Origin of the sequence: Halorubrum kocurii JCM 14978 (assembly GCF_000337355.1) — an archaeon.
GTDB lineage: Archaea > Halobacteriota > Halobacteria > Halobacteriales > Haloferacaceae > Halorubrum > Halorubrum kocurii.
Genome location: NZ_AOJH01000061.1, coordinates 1 through 17,711, shown reverse-complemented (window position 1 = coordinate 17,711; position 17,711 = coordinate 1). Strand labels below are relative to the sequence as shown.

Sequence of the window (17,711 nt, the reverse complement as noted above, 5' to 3'; positions counted from 1 at the left end):
ACGACCGGGCAGAGGGACCGTGAGCGACGCTGCCGGAGCGGACGAGTCGGACGGTGGATCGGCCGGCAGTCCCGGGCCGATGCGGCGCAGCGTCGAGGTCGAGTACTGGGTGATCGACGGCGACGGGCGGCTCACCGACCCGGGCGAGCTCGTCGACGCGTCCGCCGGGGTCGAACGCGAGTTCGTCAGTCCGCTCCTCGAGATCAAGACGACGCCGTGCGAGTCGACGGCGGAGCTCCGCGACGAGCTGTTCGACCGCGTCGGTCGGGTCTCGCGGCGGGCCGACGAGCTCGACAAGGCGCTCGTCCCGTTGGCGACGCCGCTCCACGACGGCGAGATCGCCGACCTCGAGAGCGAGCGGACGCGCATTCAGGACCGCGTAGTCGGGGACCGCTTCGAGTACGTTCGGCACTGTGCCGGCACGCACGTCCACGTCGAACAGCAGCCAGGCCACGCGGTCGACCAGCTGAACGCCCTCACCGGGCTCGACCCGGCGTTAGCGCTCGTCAACTCCTCACCGTACTTCGAAGGGGAGCCGCTGGCCGCCAGCGCGCGGTCGGTGCTCTACCGCCGGCTGGCGTACGAACACCTCCCCAGGCAGGGCGAGCTGTGGCCGTATGTCGAAGACACCGAGGAGTGGGCGAGGCGGCTCGAGCGTCGGTACGAGGCGTTCGTTACCGAGGCAGTCACCGCCGGCTGCGACAGGGAGACCGTCGAGGCCTGCTTCACGCCGGAGGACGCGGTGTGGGTTCCCGTCAAGCTCCGAGCGGCGTTCTCGACGGTCGAGTGGCGTTCGCCGGACGCCGCGCTCCCGAGCCAGGTCGTTCGGCTGGCGGACGACCTCGTCGACGTCGTCGACCGGGCCGTGACAACGGGGGTGCAGATCGGAGGCGACGAGGGACGCGTGACGGACGACGCCGTCGTGCTGCCGTCGTTCGACGCGGTCGAAGCGCGCGTCGAGGCCGCCGTCCGCGACGGGCTCGAGGCGGACGAGGTTCGGTCGTACCTCGAGCGGATGGGGTTCGACGTGGACGCGTACGAGCCCCTCTCGGGGGAGCTGCAAGACGGCGGGTCGCTCTCGACGGCGGAGGCGAGACAGACGCGGCTCGACTACGCTGACCGGTTGAAACGCGACATCCGCCGCCGACGACCGGCGCGGTGATCGCGGTCGCTCTCAGAAGTGGTTCGCGGACTCGGTCTCGTGTTTTAGCTCGCCGCCGCGGCCGCCCTCGACGGTGGAGGCGCCCTGATCGCCGGAGGAGGCGGACCGCACTGTCACGTTCTCCACCTCGTCGAAGTCCATGATCAGGTCGCGGCGGATGTTGTCCGCGGTGATGTTCGAGATGCCGCACCCCGAGCAGGTGCCGCCGAGCTCGACGACGACCTCGCCGGTCTCGGCGTCCGCCTCGCGCACGACGCTCGTGCCGCCGTGCATCTGGATGATCGGCATCTGTCCGACCATCCACTCTTCGACCCGGTCCGCGAGGCTCTCGTCGCTCATTACCTCCACTTCGCGGTCAAGGTTATGGAAGCTTGCGGTTTGAGAGCACGGCAGAAGCGAGAAAGGAACTGTGTCATCGTCGATCCGCCCGGAACTGGAAGGGGCCGGTCACTCGTCCGACCGGTCCGCGTCCTCCCCGTCGCTCGGGAGCCGCGTCGGGTCGGCCGGGTCGTCGCCGTGCAGCGAGTCGTCGCGTTCGAGGAGGTACAGGAGCGGTCCGAGCGCGGCCAACACGAGCACGCCGGGAAGCGGCGCGTCGGGGACGAGGAGGGCGGTGACCGCCGCGGCGCCGGACGTGACGACGACGAAGGCGGCCCACAGGGGCGGCGACCCGAGGTCGACGCCGACCCGACCGGCGTCGCGGTAGACGGCTGCGGCCGCGACCGCGACGAGGAGCGCGGCGATCCCGGCGCCGAGGACCGTGCTGAGAGACATACCGATCGTTCGGTCGAGAGGTGAAAAAGGGTGTCGCGAGCGGGCGAGCGATCCGCGGTGAAGCGGGAGCGAGGAGCGAAAAGCCGGCAGCGCGACGCCTACGGCGCCTCGCCGGTCTCGATGCTGAAGGAGTCGCGGGGGTACGCGACGCAGGTCAGGGTGTAGCCGTCGTCGATCTCGGCCTCCTCGAGCATCTGCTGGTTGTCGTGCTCGACGAAGTCCTCCGAGGGGCCGTCGGCGATCCGACCGGCACAGGAGACGCACTGGCCCTGGCGGCAGGCGTACGGGAGGTCCCACCCCTCGTCTTCGCCCTGGTCTAAGATCGGCTGGTCGTTCGAGAGCTCGACGGTCTCGCCCTGCTTCACGAACTCGATCTCGAAGTACTCGACCTCGTCTTCCGGGATGTCGCCGGGCCCGGAACCGCCGGCCTCACCGTCCTCCAGCTCGCCCTCCTCGCCCTCGCCGCCGGCGGGGATCGCGCCGCCGCCGCCACCGCCGCCGACCGAGCGGTTCCCCGGCTCGGGGAACTCGGTCTCGGGCACGGCCGAGGCGCGCCGTTGGAGTACCTCGTCAGAGATGTCCGTCGCGGGCTCCCAACCCGTGCCCTTCAACGAACTGATGAGGACGACGAGCAGCGTCGCAACCACCGCGAGGACGATCGCGGGGGCGTTCGCGACGTTCGCGATAAGCGGAGTGAGCATACAAGCGGATATGAAGAGGTGGTTTAAGGCCGTTTTGATCGGTCCAACTGCATGAGAGGGCTCTGCGCCGGGGCGTCGAGGCGTCGGACCCGGGCGAGCGCTCGCGGAGCGGTCCATTTATCGGCCGAGCGGCCGACTGGGCGCGCATGGAAGTGAAATCGCGGCACCACCTCCGGAGCGACGACATCACGACGATCCGCGAGGCGGTCGCCGACCACCTCGGCGTCGACATCGACGGCGACACCTTCGAGTTCGTCGAGTTCGTGAACGCGAACTACGAGCTCGTGTTGGTCGACGGCGACCCGGCCGTCTTCTACGTCGACGACGACGAGCCGTTCCTCACCGTTCGGGGCGCGAACGGCTACGAGCCCGAGACGGGCGTCGTCACGGTCGACGCGGGCGCGATCTCGTTCGTCTCCGACGGCGCCGACGTGATGCGCCCCGGCATCGTCGAGGCCGACCCGGAGATCCGCGGGGGCGACCTCGTCGTCGTCGCCGAGGAGACGCACGGGAAGGTGCTCGCGGTCGGCCGCGCGCTGGTCGACGGCGACGACATGGTCGGCGACAGCGGCAAGGTCGTCGAGTCGATCCACCACGTCGGCGACGAGCTGTACGAGTTCTCGGCGTGAGCGGGCGGGAGCAGGGGTTTAAGCGGGCGGAATCAGGGGTTCAGTTATAATCGGCGTGAGCGATCGCGACGATCGCTTATAACCGAGCGGCTGGAGCGTCGACACGAGACCCCGTTAACACCGCAACCGTCGAACTCGCGACCGCTCCGCGCCTTTTAATCGCCTCGCCCGTGACCCCCAGCGTAATGACCGCGATTCGGGTGCTGAGCTACAACGTCCGCTACGCCAACCGCGGCGACCACCACGACGCGTGGCACGAGCGCCGGGACGCCGTCGGGCGGCTCGTCCAGTTCCATCGCCCGGACGTCGCCGGGTTTCAGGAGCCGCTGCCCGACCAGCGACGCGACCTCCGCGAGCGGCTCCCGGAGTACGAGTTCGTCGGGCGCGGGCGCGGAATCGACGGCAAGGGTGAGGGGTGCCCGATTGCGGTCCGCGCCGATCGCTGGGAGGTCGTCGACGACGGCACCTTCTGGCTCTCCGAGACGCCGGACGAGCAGTCGACCGGCTGGGACGCCGACTACCCGCGGATCGCGACGTGGGCGCGGGTCCGCGGGACCCGCGACGACGCCGCGCTCCTCGTCGTCAACACGCACTTCGACCACGTGAGCGCGCACGCGCGCCGCGAGTCGGCACGGCTGCTCCGTGAGCGGCTCCCCGCGATAGCGGGCGACGCGGCGGGGACAGCGGGCGGTCCCGACTCGACGCCCCCGGTCGTGCTCGTCGGCGACCTCAACTGCACGCCGGGGTCGGAGCCCCACCGGATCCTCGTCGGCGACGGCTCGGAGGCGAACGCGAACGCCGCGGCGGACGGCGCCGGGCTCGCGCTCAGCGACGCGGCCGCGACCGCCGACCTCCGGCACGGCCCGGAGACGAGCCTCACCGACTTCGCGCGGCTGATCGACGGTCGGCGGATCGACCACGCGCTCGTCTCGCGGGGGGTCGACGTGGACGCGTTCGCGACGCTCACCGACCGCGACGACCGAGGGCGATACCCCTCGGACCACCTGCCGGTCCTCGCGCGACTGGAGCTGTAAGCGACGCTCGAACGCGCCGCTCCCGGAGCGCGCTACTCCTCGTCCGCGTACTTCTCCATCACCGCCTCGTAGCCGCGCTTGGCCGTCTCGTACGTCTCGCGGAGGTCGGCGACCGGCGTCTCGGTCGCGTCGACGCGGAGGTCGTTGTAGTACGGGTCGTCGACCGCGTCCGCCGTGGTGCACACCTGCAGCGCCGCGGACTGGACCGCCAGGTCCTCCCGCTTGTCGCCGCCGGCGGCGTGACCCGCCGCGAGCGCGTCGATCAGCCGCTCGGCGAGCGGGGCGTCGCCGTGGGCGTCGGACTCGTAGGCGGCGGCGGTGTCGTCGATCACGTCCTCGCCCGTCAGGAGGTTGCCCGCGACCGTGTAGTTCTCGCCGACAACGTGGCCGTACCAGTCGTTGCACTCCTCGCCGGAGAACGCGAACGTCCCGTCGGCGTCGACGCCGTGAAGCTGGCGCTGCGGCTTCCCATCGTCCGCATTTAAAAGGGCCTCGAGAGCGTCGTCGACCGCGAGCCCGTCGCCCAGATACTCGATCCCCTTCCGGCCCAGTTCGACGTTGACGAGCGACTGGGTCGCCACCGCGCCGTCCGCCGACGCGAACGGACACAGCGTCCCGACGCCCGGCAGGCGCGTGGTCACCGCCACGCCGTACCGGATCCGGTCGGCGCCGTCGTCGTCCGTGTACCGCTCGCGGACGCAGATGCTGAACGTCACACCGGACGGTCGGCGCGGCGACCGCAAAAGGGTACGCTCCGGGGGCGACGTTTCCGGTTTCGACCGCCGCGAACGCAGCGGCGATGCGACCGGGCGGACGCCAGTTCGACTCACGGGCCGGAGCGGCGCGGAGACAGACGAAAACTCGAGAAGCGTCCGTTCACGGCCGCTAAGGGGGGCGTAACCGCCGGCACCGAACGGGATCGCCGCGTCATGAACGATGCCAACGGGCGACACACTTATGCGTGCGAATCCCTCCCATACATATAGCCTCGGTTACGGGCGAACAGCGGTCCGGCGCGGGTCGCACCCGATGACGGCAGCGTTCGCGGCTCGATGAGCCGCGGTCTCAGGCACGCAGAGCCGCGCCGCCGCGCGTCGAGGGCGCTCGCAGCGGATCGCTGCCCGTCCGAGCGACCAGAGACTAGATACAATGGCAAACCGACACACGCTCGAACGCCTCAGCGAGGAGTACCGGACGAACGTCCCGGACGACCTCCGGCAGCCCCGCTCGTTCGACTGGTACCTCGACGCGCTGTACGAGGAGCCGCGGATCGCGCGGAACGCCCACCAGCGCGTCGCGGACATGTTCGACCACTACGGCACCCGGTACGACGAGGAGCACGGGGTCGTCGAGTACGCGCTCGCCGCGGACGACCCCCTCCACGACGGCGAGAACGTCTTCTACGGCCGAGAGGTCCACGAGGCGATCCACGAGTTCGTCAACAAGGTGAAGTCCGGCGCCCGTCGCCTCGGCCCCGAGAAACGGATCAAGCTCCTGCTCGGCCCCGTCGGCTCCGGGAAGTCGCACTTCGACTGGCTGGTCCGTCGATACTTCGAGGAGTACACCCGCGAGGAGGCCGGCCGGATGTACACCTTCCGCTGGGTCGACCTCTGCTCGGTGATCGACGACCAGGACCCCGGGGACGACACCGTGCGCTCGCCGATGAATCAGGACCCGCTCGTGCTCATCCCCCGCCCCCAGCGCGAGGGCGTGATCGACGAGATCAACGAGCGGCTCGACGCTCCCTACACCCTCCGAAACGACCAGCATCCGGACCCGGCCTCGGAGTTCTACCTGAACGAGCTGCTCGCCCACTACGACGACGACCTGCAGCGGGTCCTCGACGAACACGTCGAGGTCGTCCGCCTCGTCGCCGACGAGAACCGCCGGGAGTGCATCGAGACGTTCGAGCCGAAGGACAAGAAAAACCAGGACGAGACGGAGCTCACGGGCGACGTCAACTACGCGAAGCTCGCCGTCTACGGCGAGTCCGACCCGCGGGCGTTCGACTACGCCGGCGCGTTCTGTAACGCGAACCGCGGACTGTTCTCCGGCGAGGAGCTGTTAAAGCTCCAGCGGGAGTTCCTCTACGACTTCCTGCACGCCTCACAGGAGTCGACGATCAAGCCGAAGAACAACCCGCGGATCGACATCGATCAGGTGATCGTCGGTCGGACGAACATGCCGGAGTACCGCGAGAAGACGGGCGACGAGAAGATGGAGGCGTTCAACGACCGCACCAAGCGGATCGACTACCCCTACGTGTTGGAGTACGAGAGCGAGGCGAAGATCTACGAGAAGATGCTCGACAACGCCGACGTGCCCAACGTCCACGTCGAGCCGCACGCGCTGGAGATGGCCGGCCTCTTCGGCGTGCTCACCCGCTTGGAGGCGCCAACCGACGAGACCGTGAGCCTCCTCGACAAGGCGAAGGTGTACAACGGCGAGCTGGAGGACGAGGAGATCGACCGCCGGAAGCTCCGCGAGGACGCCGCCGAGTCCGCGGACGTGGGCGAGGGGATGGACGGCATCTCCGCCCGGTTCGTCGGCGACGAGATCGCCGAGGCGATCATGGACGCCACCCACCGCGACCGCACCTACCTCTCGCCGCTGTCCGTCTTCGACCACTTCGAGGCGAACCTCGGCGGCCACGGGTCGATCGCGGAGGGAGACCTCGACCGCTACGAACGGCTCTTAGAGACCGTCCGCGAGGAGTACCGCGAGCGCGCCATCGAAGACGTGCGCCACGCGTTGGCGTACGACGTGGACGAGCTCCGCCGGCAGGGCGAGAAGTACATGGACCACGTGATGGCGTACATCGACGACGCCACCGTCGACGACGAGCTGACCGGAAGGGAGACCGAGCCGGACGAGACATTCCTGCGCGCGGTCGAAGAGCAGCTCGACGTGCCCTCCGACCGCAAGGACGACTTCCGGCAGGAGGTGTCGAACTGGGTCTCCCGGCGCGCCCGCGAAGGGCGGGGGTTCGACCCGCGGGAGAACGACCGACTCCGGCGGGCCCTGGAGCGCAAGCTGTGGGAGGACAAGAAGCACAACATCAACTTCTCGGCGCTGGTCTCCGCGACCGACCTCGACGACGAGGAGCGCAGCGCGTGGGTCGACGCCTTGGTCGACCGCGGCTACTCGGAGGACGGCGCCGCGGAAGTGCTGGAGTACGCGGGCGCCGCCGTCGCCCGCTCCGAGATCGAAGACGGCGGGGACTGAGATGACCGAACGCGACACGCCGGACGGGGACGCGTTCGTCCGCGACGCGGACGAGACCCTCCGCGGGGCGTACGACCCGCCGATGAGCCTCGACGAGTACGTCGACCGGGTGTTGGCCGACCCGACCGCGGCCGCCTCCGGCGCGCGGTACCTCCTCGCGGCCGTCGAGTCGCAGGGGACCCGCGAGGTCCGCGAGCGCGGCGATCGGGTGGAGCGGTACCGGTTCTTCGACGACCCGTTCAACGACGGGGAACACGCCGTGTTGGGCAACACCGCGGCGCTCAACGCGTTCGTCGACGACATCCGCACCGCGGCCGCGGGGCGCGGCAACGACGAGACGATCGTCTGGATCGACGGCCCCACGGCGACCGGGAAGTCGGAGTTCAAGCGGTGTCTGGTGAACGGCCTCCGGGAGTTCTCGAAGACCGACGCCGGGCGGCGGTACACCGTCGAGTGGAACGTCACCGGGGCGGGAGCCGGCGTCGGGAGCGGGGGCGGCGCGGGCGCCGCGTCGCTCTCGTACGGCGACGGCGGTGACGCCGGGGCCTGGTACCGGAGCCCCGTCCAGACCCATCCCCTCTCGGTGTTCCCGGAGCCGGTCCGGGAGTCGATCGCCGACGCCGTCGACGACGAGGCCTACCCCATCGCGGCCGACGTCGACCTCGACCCGTTCAGCCGCGAGGCGTACAACCACCTCGAATCGGTGTACCGCGACGAGGGGCGCCGAGACCTGTTCTCGGCGATCACCGACCGCGACCACCTCCGCGTGACGAGCTACGTCGTCGACGTCGGCGAGGGGATCGGCGTGCTCCACGCCGAGGACGACGGGAGCCCGAAAGAGCGGCTCGTCGGCTCGTGGATGGGCGGGATGCTCCGCGAGCTCGACTCGCGCGGGCGGAAGAACCCGCAGGCGTTCAGCTACGACGGCGTGCTCTCGCAGGGGAACGGGGTCGCGACCATTGTCGAGGACGCCAGCCAGCACGCCGACCTCCTCCGCCGGCTCCTCAACGTCCCCGACGAGCGGCGCGTGAAGCTCGACAAGGGGATCGGGATGGATCTGGACACCCAGCTCATCGTCATCTCGAACCCCGACCTCGACGCCGAGCTCGACCGCCACGCCGAGCGCGAGGGGGCGGACCCGCTGAAGGCGCTGAAGCGCCGCCTCACCCGCCACGAGTTCCGCTACCTCACGAACCGGCGGCTGGAGGCGGAGCTCCTGCGCCGCGAGGTCGGCGGCCCCCGAGGCGTACCGACGGTCGACGGGATCGAGAGCGACGACGACCCCCTTCGGGATCCGGCGAGCGAGCCCGGCGCCGCCGCGCTCACCGTCGGCGTCCGCGACGGCGACGGGGGAGTCACGGAGCGCGAGCTCGCCCCCCACGCGGTCGGGGCGGCCGCGCTGTACGCGGTCGTCACGCGGCTCGACACCGACGACCTCCCGGCGAGGTTGGACCTCGTCGAGAAGGCGGAGCTGTACGAGACCGGCGAGATACGGCGCGACCAGAGCAGCGAGGGCGAGCGGATCACCGTCGACGAGGTCGAGTTCGGCGACGGCGACGGCCGGAACGGCGTTCCCGTCACCTACACCCGCGACGTCGTCGCGGAGCTGCTCGGGTCGGACGCCGACCGCAGCCACCCGGAACTGCCGGTCGAGCGGGTGGTCACGCCGACGGACGTGCTCGACGCGATGGCCGAGGGGCTCTCCGCCGCGCCGGTGTTCTCGCGGGCAGAGACCGCCGAGTTCGAGAGCCGGAAGGCGCCCGTCGCCGAACGCGTGCGCGAGCGTCAGCGGGCCGACGTGGTCGACGCGATCCTCGCGGCTGAGACCGTCCCGGAGGCGACGGTGGCCGAGTACGTCGAACACGTGTACGCGTGGGACGCCGACGAGCCCGTCGAGACCGAGCGCGGCCCGGAGGAACCGGACGCGCTCGCGATGAAGGTGTTCGAGACGGAGACGCTCGGCCGGTTCGACGAGAGCGACTACCGCGGGACCGACCCCAGCGAGTCGGTCGCGGCGTTCCGCCGCGACCGCGTGATCCGCGCGCTCACCCGGTACGCGTGGCGGAACCGCGGCGACGCGTTCAGCGTCGACGACGTCGACCTCGGGGAGATCCCGGAACTGAAGGCGGTGTTGGAGTCGAACGACCTCGCCGACGTGAAACGGCGGTTCCCGGATCTGGACCCGGCCGAGTGGGCCGACCCGCCCGCCGACACCGAGACGGAGCGCGCGAAGGCGGCGACGATAGACCGGCTCGTCGAACAGGGGTACAGCCCCGCGTCCGCCGAGCTGACGAGCCGAGCCGTGATGCGGAGCGTCCGCGACGAGTGGGCGGGCCTGACCGCCGACGGCGACGGTTCGGACCGCCCGGACGACGACCGCGGCGGCCGGAACGGGGGTGGACAGACGTGGGACTGACCGAAGACCGCGAGCGGTTCCGCGAGGTGGGCGAGGAGCGCCGCGAAGACCTCTCAGAGTTCATCAGCCACGGCGACCTGGGCGGCTCCGACCCCGACCGGGTCCGGATCCCGGTGAAGATCGTCGACCTCCCCCAGTTCGAGTACGATCAGCGGGAGGCCGGCGGCGTCGGACAGGGACAGGGCGGCCAGCCGCAGCCCGGCCAGCCGGTCGACCCCCAGCCCGGCGACGGCGACGAGGAGGGCGACCCGGGCGAGGAGGGCGGCGAACACGAGTACTACGAGATGGACCCGGCGGAGTTCGCGCGCGAACTCGACGAGGAGCTGGGGCTCGACCTGGAACCGAAGGGGAAACGCGTGGTCGAGGAGGTGGAGGGCGACTTCACCGACACCGCCCGCGCCGGCCCCCGGGGAACGCTCGACGTCGACGAGTTCTTCAAACGCGGGCTGAAGCGCCACCTCGCGACCGACTTCGACGAGGCGTACGTCCGCGAGGGGCTGTTCGTCGCCGACGCGGACGTCGACGACGTGTTCGCGTGGGCCCGCGACCAAGGGGTCCCCGTCTCCCGGGCGTGGATCGCCGACGCCGCGGCGACCCTCTCCGAGGAGCGCGGCGAGCCCGTGGCGTCGCTCGACCGATGGGAGAGCTTCGACGCGCTCGACGAGGAGATCGACCGCGAGCCCGCGACCCACCGGATCCGGCGGGAGGGGCTCGATAGCGTCCCCTTCCGGCGGGAGGACGAGCGGTTCCGCCACCCGGAAGTGGTCGAGAAGCGCGAGCGCAACGTCGTCGTGGTGAACGTCCGGGACGCGTCCGGCTCGATGCGCGAGACGAAACGCGAGCTGGTCGAGCGGGTGTTCACCCCGATGGACTGGTACCTGACCGGGAAGTACGACGCCGCAGAGTTCCGCTACGTCGTCCACGACGCGGAGGCGTGGGAGGTCGACCGCGAGGAGTTCTTCGGGATCCAGTCGGGCGGGGGAACCCGCATCTCCAGCGCGTACGAGCTGGTCGCGGAGATCCTCGAGGAGTACCCGTACAGCGAGTGGAACCGCTACGTGTTCGCCGCCGGCGACTCCGAGAACGCCGGCAGCGACACGACCGAGTCGGTGATCCCGCTGATGGAGTCGATCGACGCCAACCTCCACGCGTACGTGGAGACCCAGCCGGGCGGCGCCGCGCCGAACGCGCGCCACGCCGACGAGGTGGAAACCGCCTTCGGCGACGCCGACGACGTCGCCGTCGCGCGGGTGGCTGACCCCGACGACGTCACCGACGCCATCTACGAGATCCTCAGCACCGAGGCGGAAGGCGACGGAAACGCGCCCGCCGGTGAGGCGGCGAAGGGACGGACCGACGGGGGTGATCGACGGTGAGAGACGAGCGCGTCGAGGCGAAACGCGAGGCGGAGTCGCTCGACGAGCCCGCCGCGGAAGCCCGCGAACTCGCCGAACGGCTCGGGTTAGCGCCGTACCCGGTGCGGTACTGGGTCGTCGACCACGACGAGATGAACGAGCTGATCGCGTACGGCGGCTTCCAGCGGCGGTACCCCCACTGGCGGTGGGGGATGAACTACGAGCGGCAGTCGAAGTTGGACCGCCACGGCCTCGGGAAGGCGTTCGAGATCGTCAACAACGACGACCCGAGTCACGCGTTCCTCCAGGAGTCGAACTCGGCGGCCGACCAGAAGGCGGTGATCACCCACGTCGAGGCGCACGCGGACTTCTTCGCGAACAACCGGTGGTTCGGGCTGTACGCCGACCGCGGCGAAGACGGACCGAACGCCGCGGCGCGGCTGGAGCGCAACGCCGACCGGATCACGGCGATCGCCGACCGACCGGCGGTCGACCGCGACGAGGTCGAGCGCCTGATCGACGCCGTGAGCGCGCTGGAGGACGCGATCGACCAGCACAGCCCGGTCGACGCGGCCCGATCGGTCGACGAACCCGGGGTCGCCGAGGACGTGAACGACTCGGGCGACGACGCGCTCGCGGCGATCGAAGACCGAATCGCGGAGCTTGACCTCTCCGAAGAGGTGCGCCGCGACGTGTTCGACGACGAGTGGCTCGAAGCCAGAGGCGAGGGCGTCGAGCCAGAGGAGCCGCGCCCGGACGTGCTCGCGTTCCTCCGCGACCACGGGAAGCGGTACGACCCCGACAGCGGGAAGGCCGTCGACCGCGAGCCGTGGGAGACGACTGTCATCGACGCGCTCCGCGAGGAGGCCTACTACTTCGCGGGCCAGAAACAGACGAAGGTGATGAACGAGGGGTGGGCGACGTACTGGGAGTCCGTCATGATGGGCGGCGAGGGGTTCGCCGGCCCCGACGAGTTCCTCACGTACGCGGACCACATGTCCCGCGTGCTCGGGTCGCCTGGGCTCAACCCCTACAAGCTCGGGTTCGAGCTGTGGACCCACGTTGAGCTGCTGGCCGCCCGGCGCGACGTGATCGACAAGCTGCTCCGCGTCGAGGGAGTGACCCCCGAGAACTTCCACGCGCAGGTGGACCTCGACGAGGTCGCCGACGCGCTGGACCCGCATCCCGCGATCGCCGGGGCGGGGCCGGCGACGCTCGCCGACCTGGCCGACCTCGCGGCCGACGGGGACTCGCGCGTCGACGCCGAGGCGGTCGACCGGGCGCTGTCGGCGCGAGGGGACGACGAAGCGGGCGATCCCGCCCCGGATCCGGACATCGGGCGGTACCCGTGGAAGCTGCTCACGCGCGAGGGACTCGCGGAGCGCCACTACGTCCTCTCGCGGCCGGAGCACCGGAACGCCCTCCGGAACGTCTCGCGGGAGACGCTGGCCGAGCGAGCGCGGTACATGTTCGACGTCGACCGGTACGCGACCGTCGACGAGGCGCTCGCCGACGTGGATCGCGCGGCCGGCTGGGACCGGATGCTCGAGATCCGCGAGAGCCACAACGACGTGACGTTCATCGACGCGTTCCTCACCGACGAGTTCGTCCGCGAGGGGAACTACTTCACCTACGAGTACAGCCGGGCGACCGACCAACATCACGTCGCCAGCGTCGACGCCGACGACGTGCGGAAGAAGCTCCTGTTGCGCTTCACGAACTTCGGGAAGCCGACCGTCGTCGTCCTCGACGGGAACTTCCGGAATCGGGGCGAGCTCCTCTTGGGCCACCGGTACAACGGGGTGGCGCTCGACGAGGAGTCGGCGACGGAGACGCTGAAGCGCGTCTTCGAGCTGTGGGGGCGACCCGTGAACATCGCGACGATCCGCGTCGAGTACTCCGACGAGGCGATCCGCCGCGCCAAGCGGCGAGGCACCGAGCCGGAGGGCGAGGAGGTCGGCGTGCGCTTCCAGTACGACGGCGGCGAGGTGACGGAACACGACCTCGACCCGGAGATCCGCGAGCGGATCGCGGCCGACGAGGTCGACTACGACACGAAGCCGGACGACTGGCTGGCGTGACGAGCGAGCCGAAAACGGCGCGACCGGTCGCGAATTGCCGCGCCCCTACGTCAGCTCCGCGACCAGCGCGGCAACGGCGTCGGTCTCCTCCGCGTTGATCCCGTGACCCATCCCCTCGTAGATCCGGGCGTCGACGTCGCCGCCGAGCGCTTCGAGTACCGCCGCCGTCTCGTGGACCCGCTCCTCGGGGATGTGGGGGTCGGCGTCGCTACACCCGAGGAACGCCGGCGTTCCCCCGAGCGCGTCGGCGGCGTCTCCGTCGACCTCGTCGGCCGCGTCCGAAACATAGTCGGCGACGGCGACGGACTCACCGATGAGCCCGCCGCTCAGGACCGCGAGCCCGCCGTAGCGTCTCGGGGTCCGCGCGACGTACTCGCTCGCGAGACAGGCGCCCTGCGAAAAGCCGCCGAGGAGGACGCGTTCGGGCGGGATCCCCGCGTCCGCCGCGGTCTGGACGGCGCGGCCGACGGTACGCAGCCCGGAGCTCCGACCGGGCTCGTTGTCCGCGACCGGCGCGAGGAAGGAGTTCGGATACCACGTGTTCGCCGCCGCCTGCGGCGCGAGTAGTGAGAGACTAGAGGTCCCCTTTACAGCCGGCGGCTCCGCCGCCGGCGAGAGCGCGGTGTCGCTGTCACCCGCGATCTCTTCCCCGAACTCGACGATGCTGCGCGCCGTCGCGCCGCGGCCGTGCACGAGGACGACGGCGGCGTCCGCCGACTCGATCGGAGCACCGGCCGTCACCAGCGGCTCGCCGGCGTGCGGATCGTCGTTGACGTGCGGCGATCCGCGACTCATACGCCGACGCCGGCGTCGGCGTCGGGCAGGTCGTACTTGTTCACCGGGAGGCCGAGCTCCTCCAAGGCGGCCTCCATGTGGCGGTCCTGCGCGAAGTCGGCGCCGTCTTCTTCACGGAGGCGCTGGGCGGTGGCGAGCACCTCGCCCTTGCGATCGTCCGGAATCTCGTACTTGTCCGACGAGAGCTCGATGACGAGTCCGTTGTTGTCCTGCGTGTAGATCGAGTGGAAGATCCCCCGGTCGAACACGTTGTACCCCTTCCCTGCCTCCTCTAGGGCCGCCATGATGTCCTCGTATTCGTCGGGGTCGACGCTGAAACAGAGGTGGTGAACGGCGCCGGTTCCGGCGCGCTGACCGCGCGCAGACGGCCGGTCGTCGCTCACGAAGAACGTCAGGATTCGGCCGTCGCCGGTGTCGAAAAACAGGTGTGTCTGCGAGGGGTCGTCGAGGTTGGGCTGACGCAACACGAGAGGCATGCCGAGCAGATCGCGGTAGAACGCGATCGTGTCGGCCTCGTTGCTGCCCCAGACGGTGATGTGGTCGGTACCAGTGGTGTGAAACGGCGCGTCCGGACGCTCGGGCGTGACCGGAGCCTGAATATCGTTGCTCATACGTCAGATAGGCAGGCGATACGTATAAACTCGAAAGGGATCACCGAGCCACCGGCTGACATCGATGTTATCCGGTCGAGCGCCGGGGAGCCGACCGCAGCGCGGACCACGCACCCGGAGCGTCGTCGACGCCGAAACGAACCTCTTAATTCGCCCAGCGCGAACCGAAACGCATGGATATACTGCTACACTCCGGCCTCGAACACCCGAACACCCTGTGGATCGCGATCGCCGCGGTCCTCTCGTTCGCTCTCGGCGCCGCTTCGATCACCTACGGCCGACGACTCACGGCTCCGTTCCGGGACTCAACGGAGGAGTGACCGCAGGCGACCAAACCGGACCGAAACCCGTCGGGCCGAGAGACTAAGACCGCTGCCAGACCGGGGGTGCGACACCGAGGGCTCGGACGACGACCGGATAGCCGAACGCGACGACGAACACGAGAAGCAGCGATGGGAGGAGCGAGAGCCGCCCGACGACACTCTCGACGAGCGCTAACACGACGAACATCACGACGAACATGACGCCCCAGTGAGGGGCGAGCTGGCGGATTTTCTCCGTGGTATCGGTCATGTGCCCCATAACGAGCCCGACAGATATAGCTTATCGGTCACTCGCGCACACAGCGGGTGCGCGATGACGCCTCGAAACAGAGGCGGGAGTCGAACGAAAACCGCGAACCGCGAGAACCGACTGAAACCGGGGTTAGTACCGCGAGGGGATGAACGCCGCCGAGAGCAGGAGGACGACCGAGAACAGCGCGAGGACGACCACGCGCGTCAGCCCGGAGTTGTACTGCTCAAACCGGTCGATCTGGGCGACCTGCGCCTCGTATCCCTCGACGTCGGTCGACAGCGTCATGGTGGACGCGTCGGGGAAGTGCGCGATGAACTCCGTCTCGCCGATCGTGACCGTGGCGTCCTGTTCGACCTCGATCGTGTTCGTCTGCGTTCCCTCCCAGACGACCACGGCCTGATCAGCGGTGACCTCGTCGACGGTCACGGTCTTCCCGTCATACTCCACGGTGTCGCCCGTGGCGAAGGAGCGCTCTTCGGGGGCCGGGAAGTACTCGTCCGCCGGGACGAGAGTCGTCTCACCGTCTTCGGTGACCGCGACGTACTCGCCGTCGTCGCGCTCGACGGTCTCGTTGTCCGCGGCGTCGTCCGACTCGAGGATCGCCTGCCGGTCGAGCACCTCAACGAGCGTGAACTCGGACGGATCGTCGCCGGTGATCTCAACGGTCCACTCGCGGTCATCGATCGTGACCGTCGACTCGTTCGCCCAGGCCTCCGAGAGCTCCGTCGTCTCCTCCTGTTCGAGCGTCCCGATCGGCGCCGAGTCCCCCTCCGAAATCCCGGCGACGGTGTACGTCTCACCGTCGACCTCGACCGGGTCACCTTCTGAGACCTCGAAGTCTGGGTTCTCGAGTGCTATTTCCGGGCTCTCAGCCGTCGCGGTGAGCACACCAGCCACGCCCGCAACGAGAAGGAAGAGCGCGGCGTACACGGCCACAGCGCGTCGTTGCATAGTTCCAGCATGGGTCACCCGGTGTATAACGGTTACTAAGCCGTTCTCTCGAACCCCGAACCGAATCGGCGAACGCCTCGGCGCGGGACCTCCAAACACGGCGGGCGAGCGTTCGGTCGACCGACGCCGTGGTCTCCGCGAGATACGCAAGTAGAGACGCATCGCGGACGATCGACCTGCTCCGAGGAAACAGGAGTTTCACCGGGGTCGTCGGATAGACGGAACCCCCGCAGTGACGGTCGGTCTCTGCAACAGTACTTTAATTGCGCGCCGCAGAACACGGGCAATGACGGATCCCGACAGGGCGGCACCACCAGAGGTCCTCGACAGCAAGCGCGACGCGACGCGGTATCAAGTCCTCGTGGAGATCGCCGCTCGACAGCCCGCAGTGAGCCAGACGGAGATCGCCGATGCGATAGGCGTGACGTCGCAGGCCGTCAGCGATTACGTCAGGGATCTCGTTGAACACGACTACGTCGAGAAGGAGGGCCGGGGACGGTACGCGGTGACGAAAGAGGGCGTCGACTGGCTGATCTCTCGAACCGATAGCCTCGAGGCGTACCTCGACCGGGTCAGTTCCGACGTGCTCGGCAGCGTCGACGTCGACGCCGCGATCGCGATGACCGATGTCGACGAAGGAAGCGACGTCGGACTCGTCATGCGTAACGGCGTCCTCCATGCGAATCCCGCAGGCGGAACGGCGACAGCGGTCACCGTCACCGCCGCTACGGCGGGCGAAGCCGTCGGTGTCGCCGACTTCGAAGGCGTGGTCGACTACGAGACCGGATACGTCACAGTGCTCCCCGTCCCGGCCGTCACAGACACGGCGTCGGTAGATCCCGACGTGCTTAGCACAACCCGTCCGTCCGAGAGCCTCCTCGCCGTCGCTGGAACGGAAGCGTACGCGCTCGCGACGGGAGCGGACGCGCGTCCGGACATCAGGTTCGGCACGGTCGACGCCGTCGCCGAGGCCGCAGTGCGCGGGTTGGACGTGTTCTTGGTCGTTACAGCCGACCAACTTCCCAAACACACCGCGCGGCTTCGCGACGAGAACATCCCGCACGAAGTGCTCGACGCGGGCGACTTCTGATTCGCAAAGCGACCGCCTCGGCGAAGGCGCCGCTCTCGAAAGAGTAGAAAAGCCAAGGGCCGGATTTGAACCGGCGTTGGGCGGCTCTGCAGGCCGCTGCGTCTGACCAGACTCTGCCACCTTGGCGCTATCGGACGTACCGCAGTCGAGCGTTTAAGCCTAGCGGTCGCGCGTGCCTCCCGGCACTTCCGCTCGCGATACATGAACACAGCCCACGGATATCGCGTCCGTGGGCTGTGTGTGGGAGTATGCTCCCGTATGAATGGGCAGGCGGCGAACCGCGGTTCCCAGAGGATCGCTCACTCCAGTAC

17 protein-coding genes and 1 tRNA gene are annotated in these 17,711 nt (G+C 69.4%); 9 read left to right on the top strand and 9 right to left on the bottom strand.

The genetic code is table 11. From position 1 onward, the window contains the following. Positions 1–19 precede the first annotated feature (19 nt). Positions 20–1,162 (top strand): glutamate-cysteine ligase family protein, encoded by a 1,143-nt coding sequence (locus tag C468_RS09280; protein WP_008848627.1) that lies wholly within the window; start codon positions 20–22, stop codon positions 1,160–1,162. A gap of 12 nt (positions 1,163–1,174) precedes the next feature. On the opposite strand, the gene C468_RS09275 is transcribed toward C468_RS09280, so the two are convergent. The 3 genes from C468_RS09275 to C468_RS09265 form a co-directional block, all read right to left on the bottom strand. Next, complete coding sequence (locus C468_RS09275; protein ID WP_008005609.1) at positions 1,175–1,501, bottom strand: NifU family protein; 327 nt, start codon at positions 1,499–1,501, stop codon at positions 1,175–1,177. A 108-nt stretch (positions 1,502–1,609) separates the two neighbouring features. Further along, complete coding sequence (locus tag C468_RS09270) at positions 1,610–1,936, bottom strand: hypothetical protein (RefSeq protein WP_008848626.1); 327 nt, start codon at positions 1,934–1,936, stop codon at positions 1,610–1,612. Positions 1,937–2,034: 98 nt separating this feature from the next. Further along, entirely contained in the window at positions 2,035–2,637 is a 603-nt protein-coding gene (locus C468_RS09265) for a 2Fe-2S iron-sulfur cluster-binding protein (protein WP_008848625.1), read from the bottom strand. Positions 2,638–2,783: 146 nt separating this feature from the next. Here C468_RS09265 and C468_RS09260 point away from each other — a divergent pair, with 146 nt between their 5' ends. Together C468_RS09260 and C468_RS09255 are read left to right on the top strand one after the other, a co-directional pair. Continuing rightward, entirely contained in the window at positions 2,784–3,266 is a 483-nt protein-coding gene (locus C468_RS09260) for an RNA-binding protein (protein WP_008848624.1), read from the top strand. Between the two features lie 185 nt (positions 3,267–3,451). After that, a complete protein-coding gene (locus tag C468_RS09255) occupies positions 3,452–4,300 on the top strand; it encodes an endonuclease/exonuclease/phosphatase family protein (RefSeq protein ID WP_008848623.1) in 849 nt (282 codons plus the stop codon). Positions 4,301–4,332: 32 nt separating this feature from the next. Here C468_RS09255 and C468_RS09250 read toward each other — a convergent pair whose 3' ends face one another. Beyond that, positions 4,333–5,016 carry a DUF1028 domain-containing protein gene (locus tag C468_RS09250; protein WP_008848622.1) on the bottom strand — a complete coding sequence of 228 codons (684 nt, stop codon included), beginning with the start codon at positions 5,014–5,016 and terminating at the stop codon, positions 4,333–4,335. A gap of 433 nt (positions 5,017–5,449) precedes the next feature. On the opposite strand from C468_RS09250, the gene C468_RS09245 reads away from it, so the two are divergent. Genes C468_RS09245 through C468_RS09230 form a run of 4 tightly spaced genes read left to right on the top strand, consistent with a single transcriptional unit; the run spans position 5,450 to position 13,377 of the window. Beyond that, positions 5,450–7,525, top strand: coding sequence for a PrkA family serine protein kinase (locus tag C468_RS09245; RefSeq protein ID WP_008848621.1), 2,076 nt, complete (start codon positions 5,450–5,452; stop codon positions 7,523–7,525). Position 7,526: 1 nt separating this feature from the next. Continuing rightward, positions 7,527–9,941 carry a PrkA family serine protein kinase gene (locus C468_RS09240; protein WP_008848620.1) on the top strand — a complete coding sequence of 805 codons (2,415 nt, stop codon included), beginning with the start codon at positions 7,527–7,529 and terminating at the stop codon, positions 9,939–9,941. Further along, positions 9,932–11,317 carry a DUF444 family protein gene (locus C468_RS09235; RefSeq protein ID WP_008848619.1) on the top strand — a complete coding sequence of 462 codons (1,386 nt, stop codon included), beginning with the start codon at positions 9,932–9,934 and terminating at the stop codon, positions 11,315–11,317. The genes C468_RS09240 and C468_RS09235 overlap by 10 nt, the downstream gene beginning before the upstream one ends. Then, positions 11,314–13,377, top strand: coding sequence for a SpoVR family protein (locus C468_RS09230; protein ID WP_008848618.1), 2,064 nt, complete (start codon positions 11,314–11,316; stop codon positions 13,375–13,377). Before C468_RS09235 ends, C468_RS09230 begins: the two co-directional genes overlap by 4 nt. A gap of 45 nt (positions 13,378–13,422) precedes the next feature. On the opposite strand, the gene C468_RS09225 is transcribed toward C468_RS09230, so the two are convergent. Beyond that, on the bottom strand, positions 13,423–14,172 hold the full coding sequence (locus C468_RS09225; protein ID WP_008848617.1) for an alpha/beta hydrolase: 750 nt from the start codon (positions 14,170–14,172) through the stop codon (positions 13,423–13,425). Beyond that, complete coding sequence (locus C468_RS09220) at positions 14,169–14,783, bottom strand: VOC family protein (protein WP_008848616.1); 615 nt, start codon at positions 14,781–14,783, stop codon at positions 14,169–14,171. Before C468_RS09220 ends, C468_RS09225 begins: the two co-directional genes overlap by 4 nt. A 173-nt stretch (positions 14,784–14,956) precedes the next feature. Between C468_RS09220 and C468_RS18590 the strand changes: the two genes are divergently transcribed. Beyond that, the gene (locus tag C468_RS18590) at positions 14,957–15,103 is read left to right on the top strand and encodes a hypothetical protein (RefSeq protein WP_008848615.1); all 147 of its coding nucleotides are present in this window, start codon (positions 14,957–14,959) and stop codon (positions 15,101–15,103) included. Positions 15,104–15,146: 43 nt separating this feature from the next. Here the strand turns inward: C468_RS18590 and C468_RS09215 are convergent, their stop codons facing one another. Continuing rightward, positions 15,147–15,356 (bottom strand): hypothetical protein, encoded by a 210-nt coding sequence (locus tag C468_RS09215; RefSeq protein WP_008848614.1) that lies wholly within the window; start codon positions 15,354–15,356, stop codon positions 15,147–15,149. 132 nt (positions 15,357–15,488) lie between these two features. Beyond that, complete coding sequence (locus tag C468_RS09210) at positions 15,489–16,295, bottom strand: hypothetical protein (RefSeq protein WP_008848613.1); 807 nt, start codon at positions 16,293–16,295, stop codon at positions 15,489–15,491. Positions 16,296–16,596: 301 nt separating this feature from the next. On the opposite strand from C468_RS09210, the gene C468_RS09205 reads away from it, so the two are divergent. After that, on the top strand, positions 16,597–17,400 hold the full coding sequence (locus C468_RS09205; RefSeq protein WP_008848612.1) for a DUF7839 domain-containing protein: 804 nt from the start codon (positions 16,597–16,599) through the stop codon (positions 17,398–17,400). Between the two features lie 50 nt (positions 17,401–17,450). Here the strand turns inward: C468_RS09205 and C468_RS09200 are convergent. Further along, positions 17,451–17,526, bottom strand: a tRNA-Cys gene (locus C468_RS09200). Positions 17,527–17,711: the final 185 nt, after the last annotated feature.

Coding starts and splice junctions, on each gene's coding strand:
- C468_RS09275 (WP_008005609.1), bottom strand. CDS start 1,501: ATGAGCGACGAGAGCCTCGCGGACCGGGTCGAAGAGTGGATGGTCGGA.
- C468_RS09270 (WP_008848626.1), bottom strand. CDS start 1,936: ATGTCTCTCAGCACGGTCCTCGGCGCCGGGATCGCCGCGCTCCTCGTC.
- C468_RS09265 (WP_008848625.1), bottom strand. CDS start 2,637: ATGCTCACTCCGCTTATCGCGAACGTCGCGAACGCCCCCGCGATCGTC.
- C468_RS09260 (WP_008848624.1), top strand. CDS start 2,784: ATGGAAGTGAAATCGCGGCACCACCTCCGGAGCGACGACATCACGACG.
- C468_RS09255 (WP_008848623.1), top strand. CDS start 3,452: ATGACCGCGATTCGGGTGCTGAGCTACAACGTCCGCTACGCCAACCGC.
- C468_RS09245 (WP_008848621.1), top strand. CDS start 5,450: ATGGCAAACCGACACACGCTCGAACGCCTCAGCGAGGAGTACCGGACG.
- C468_RS09240 (WP_008848620.1), top strand. CDS start 7,527: ATGACCGAACGCGACACGCCGGACGGGGACGCGTTCGTCCGCGACGCG.
- C468_RS09225 (WP_008848617.1), bottom strand. CDS start 14,172: ATGAGTCGCGGATCGCCGCACGTCAACGACGATCCGCACGCCGGCGAG.
- C468_RS09220 (WP_008848616.1), bottom strand. CDS start 14,783: ATGAGCAACGATATTCAGGCTCCGGTCACGCCCGAGCGTCCGGACGCG.
- C468_RS18590 (WP_008848615.1), top strand. CDS start 14,957: ATGGATATACTGCTACACTCCGGCCTCGAACACCCGAACACCCTGTGG.
- C468_RS09215 (WP_008848614.1), bottom strand. CDS start 15,356: ATGACCGATACCACGGAGAAAATCCGCCAGCTCGCCCCTCACTGGGGC.
- C468_RS09205 (WP_008848612.1), top strand. CDS start 16,597: ATGACGGATCCCGACAGGGCGGCACCACCAGAGGTCCTCGACAGCAAG.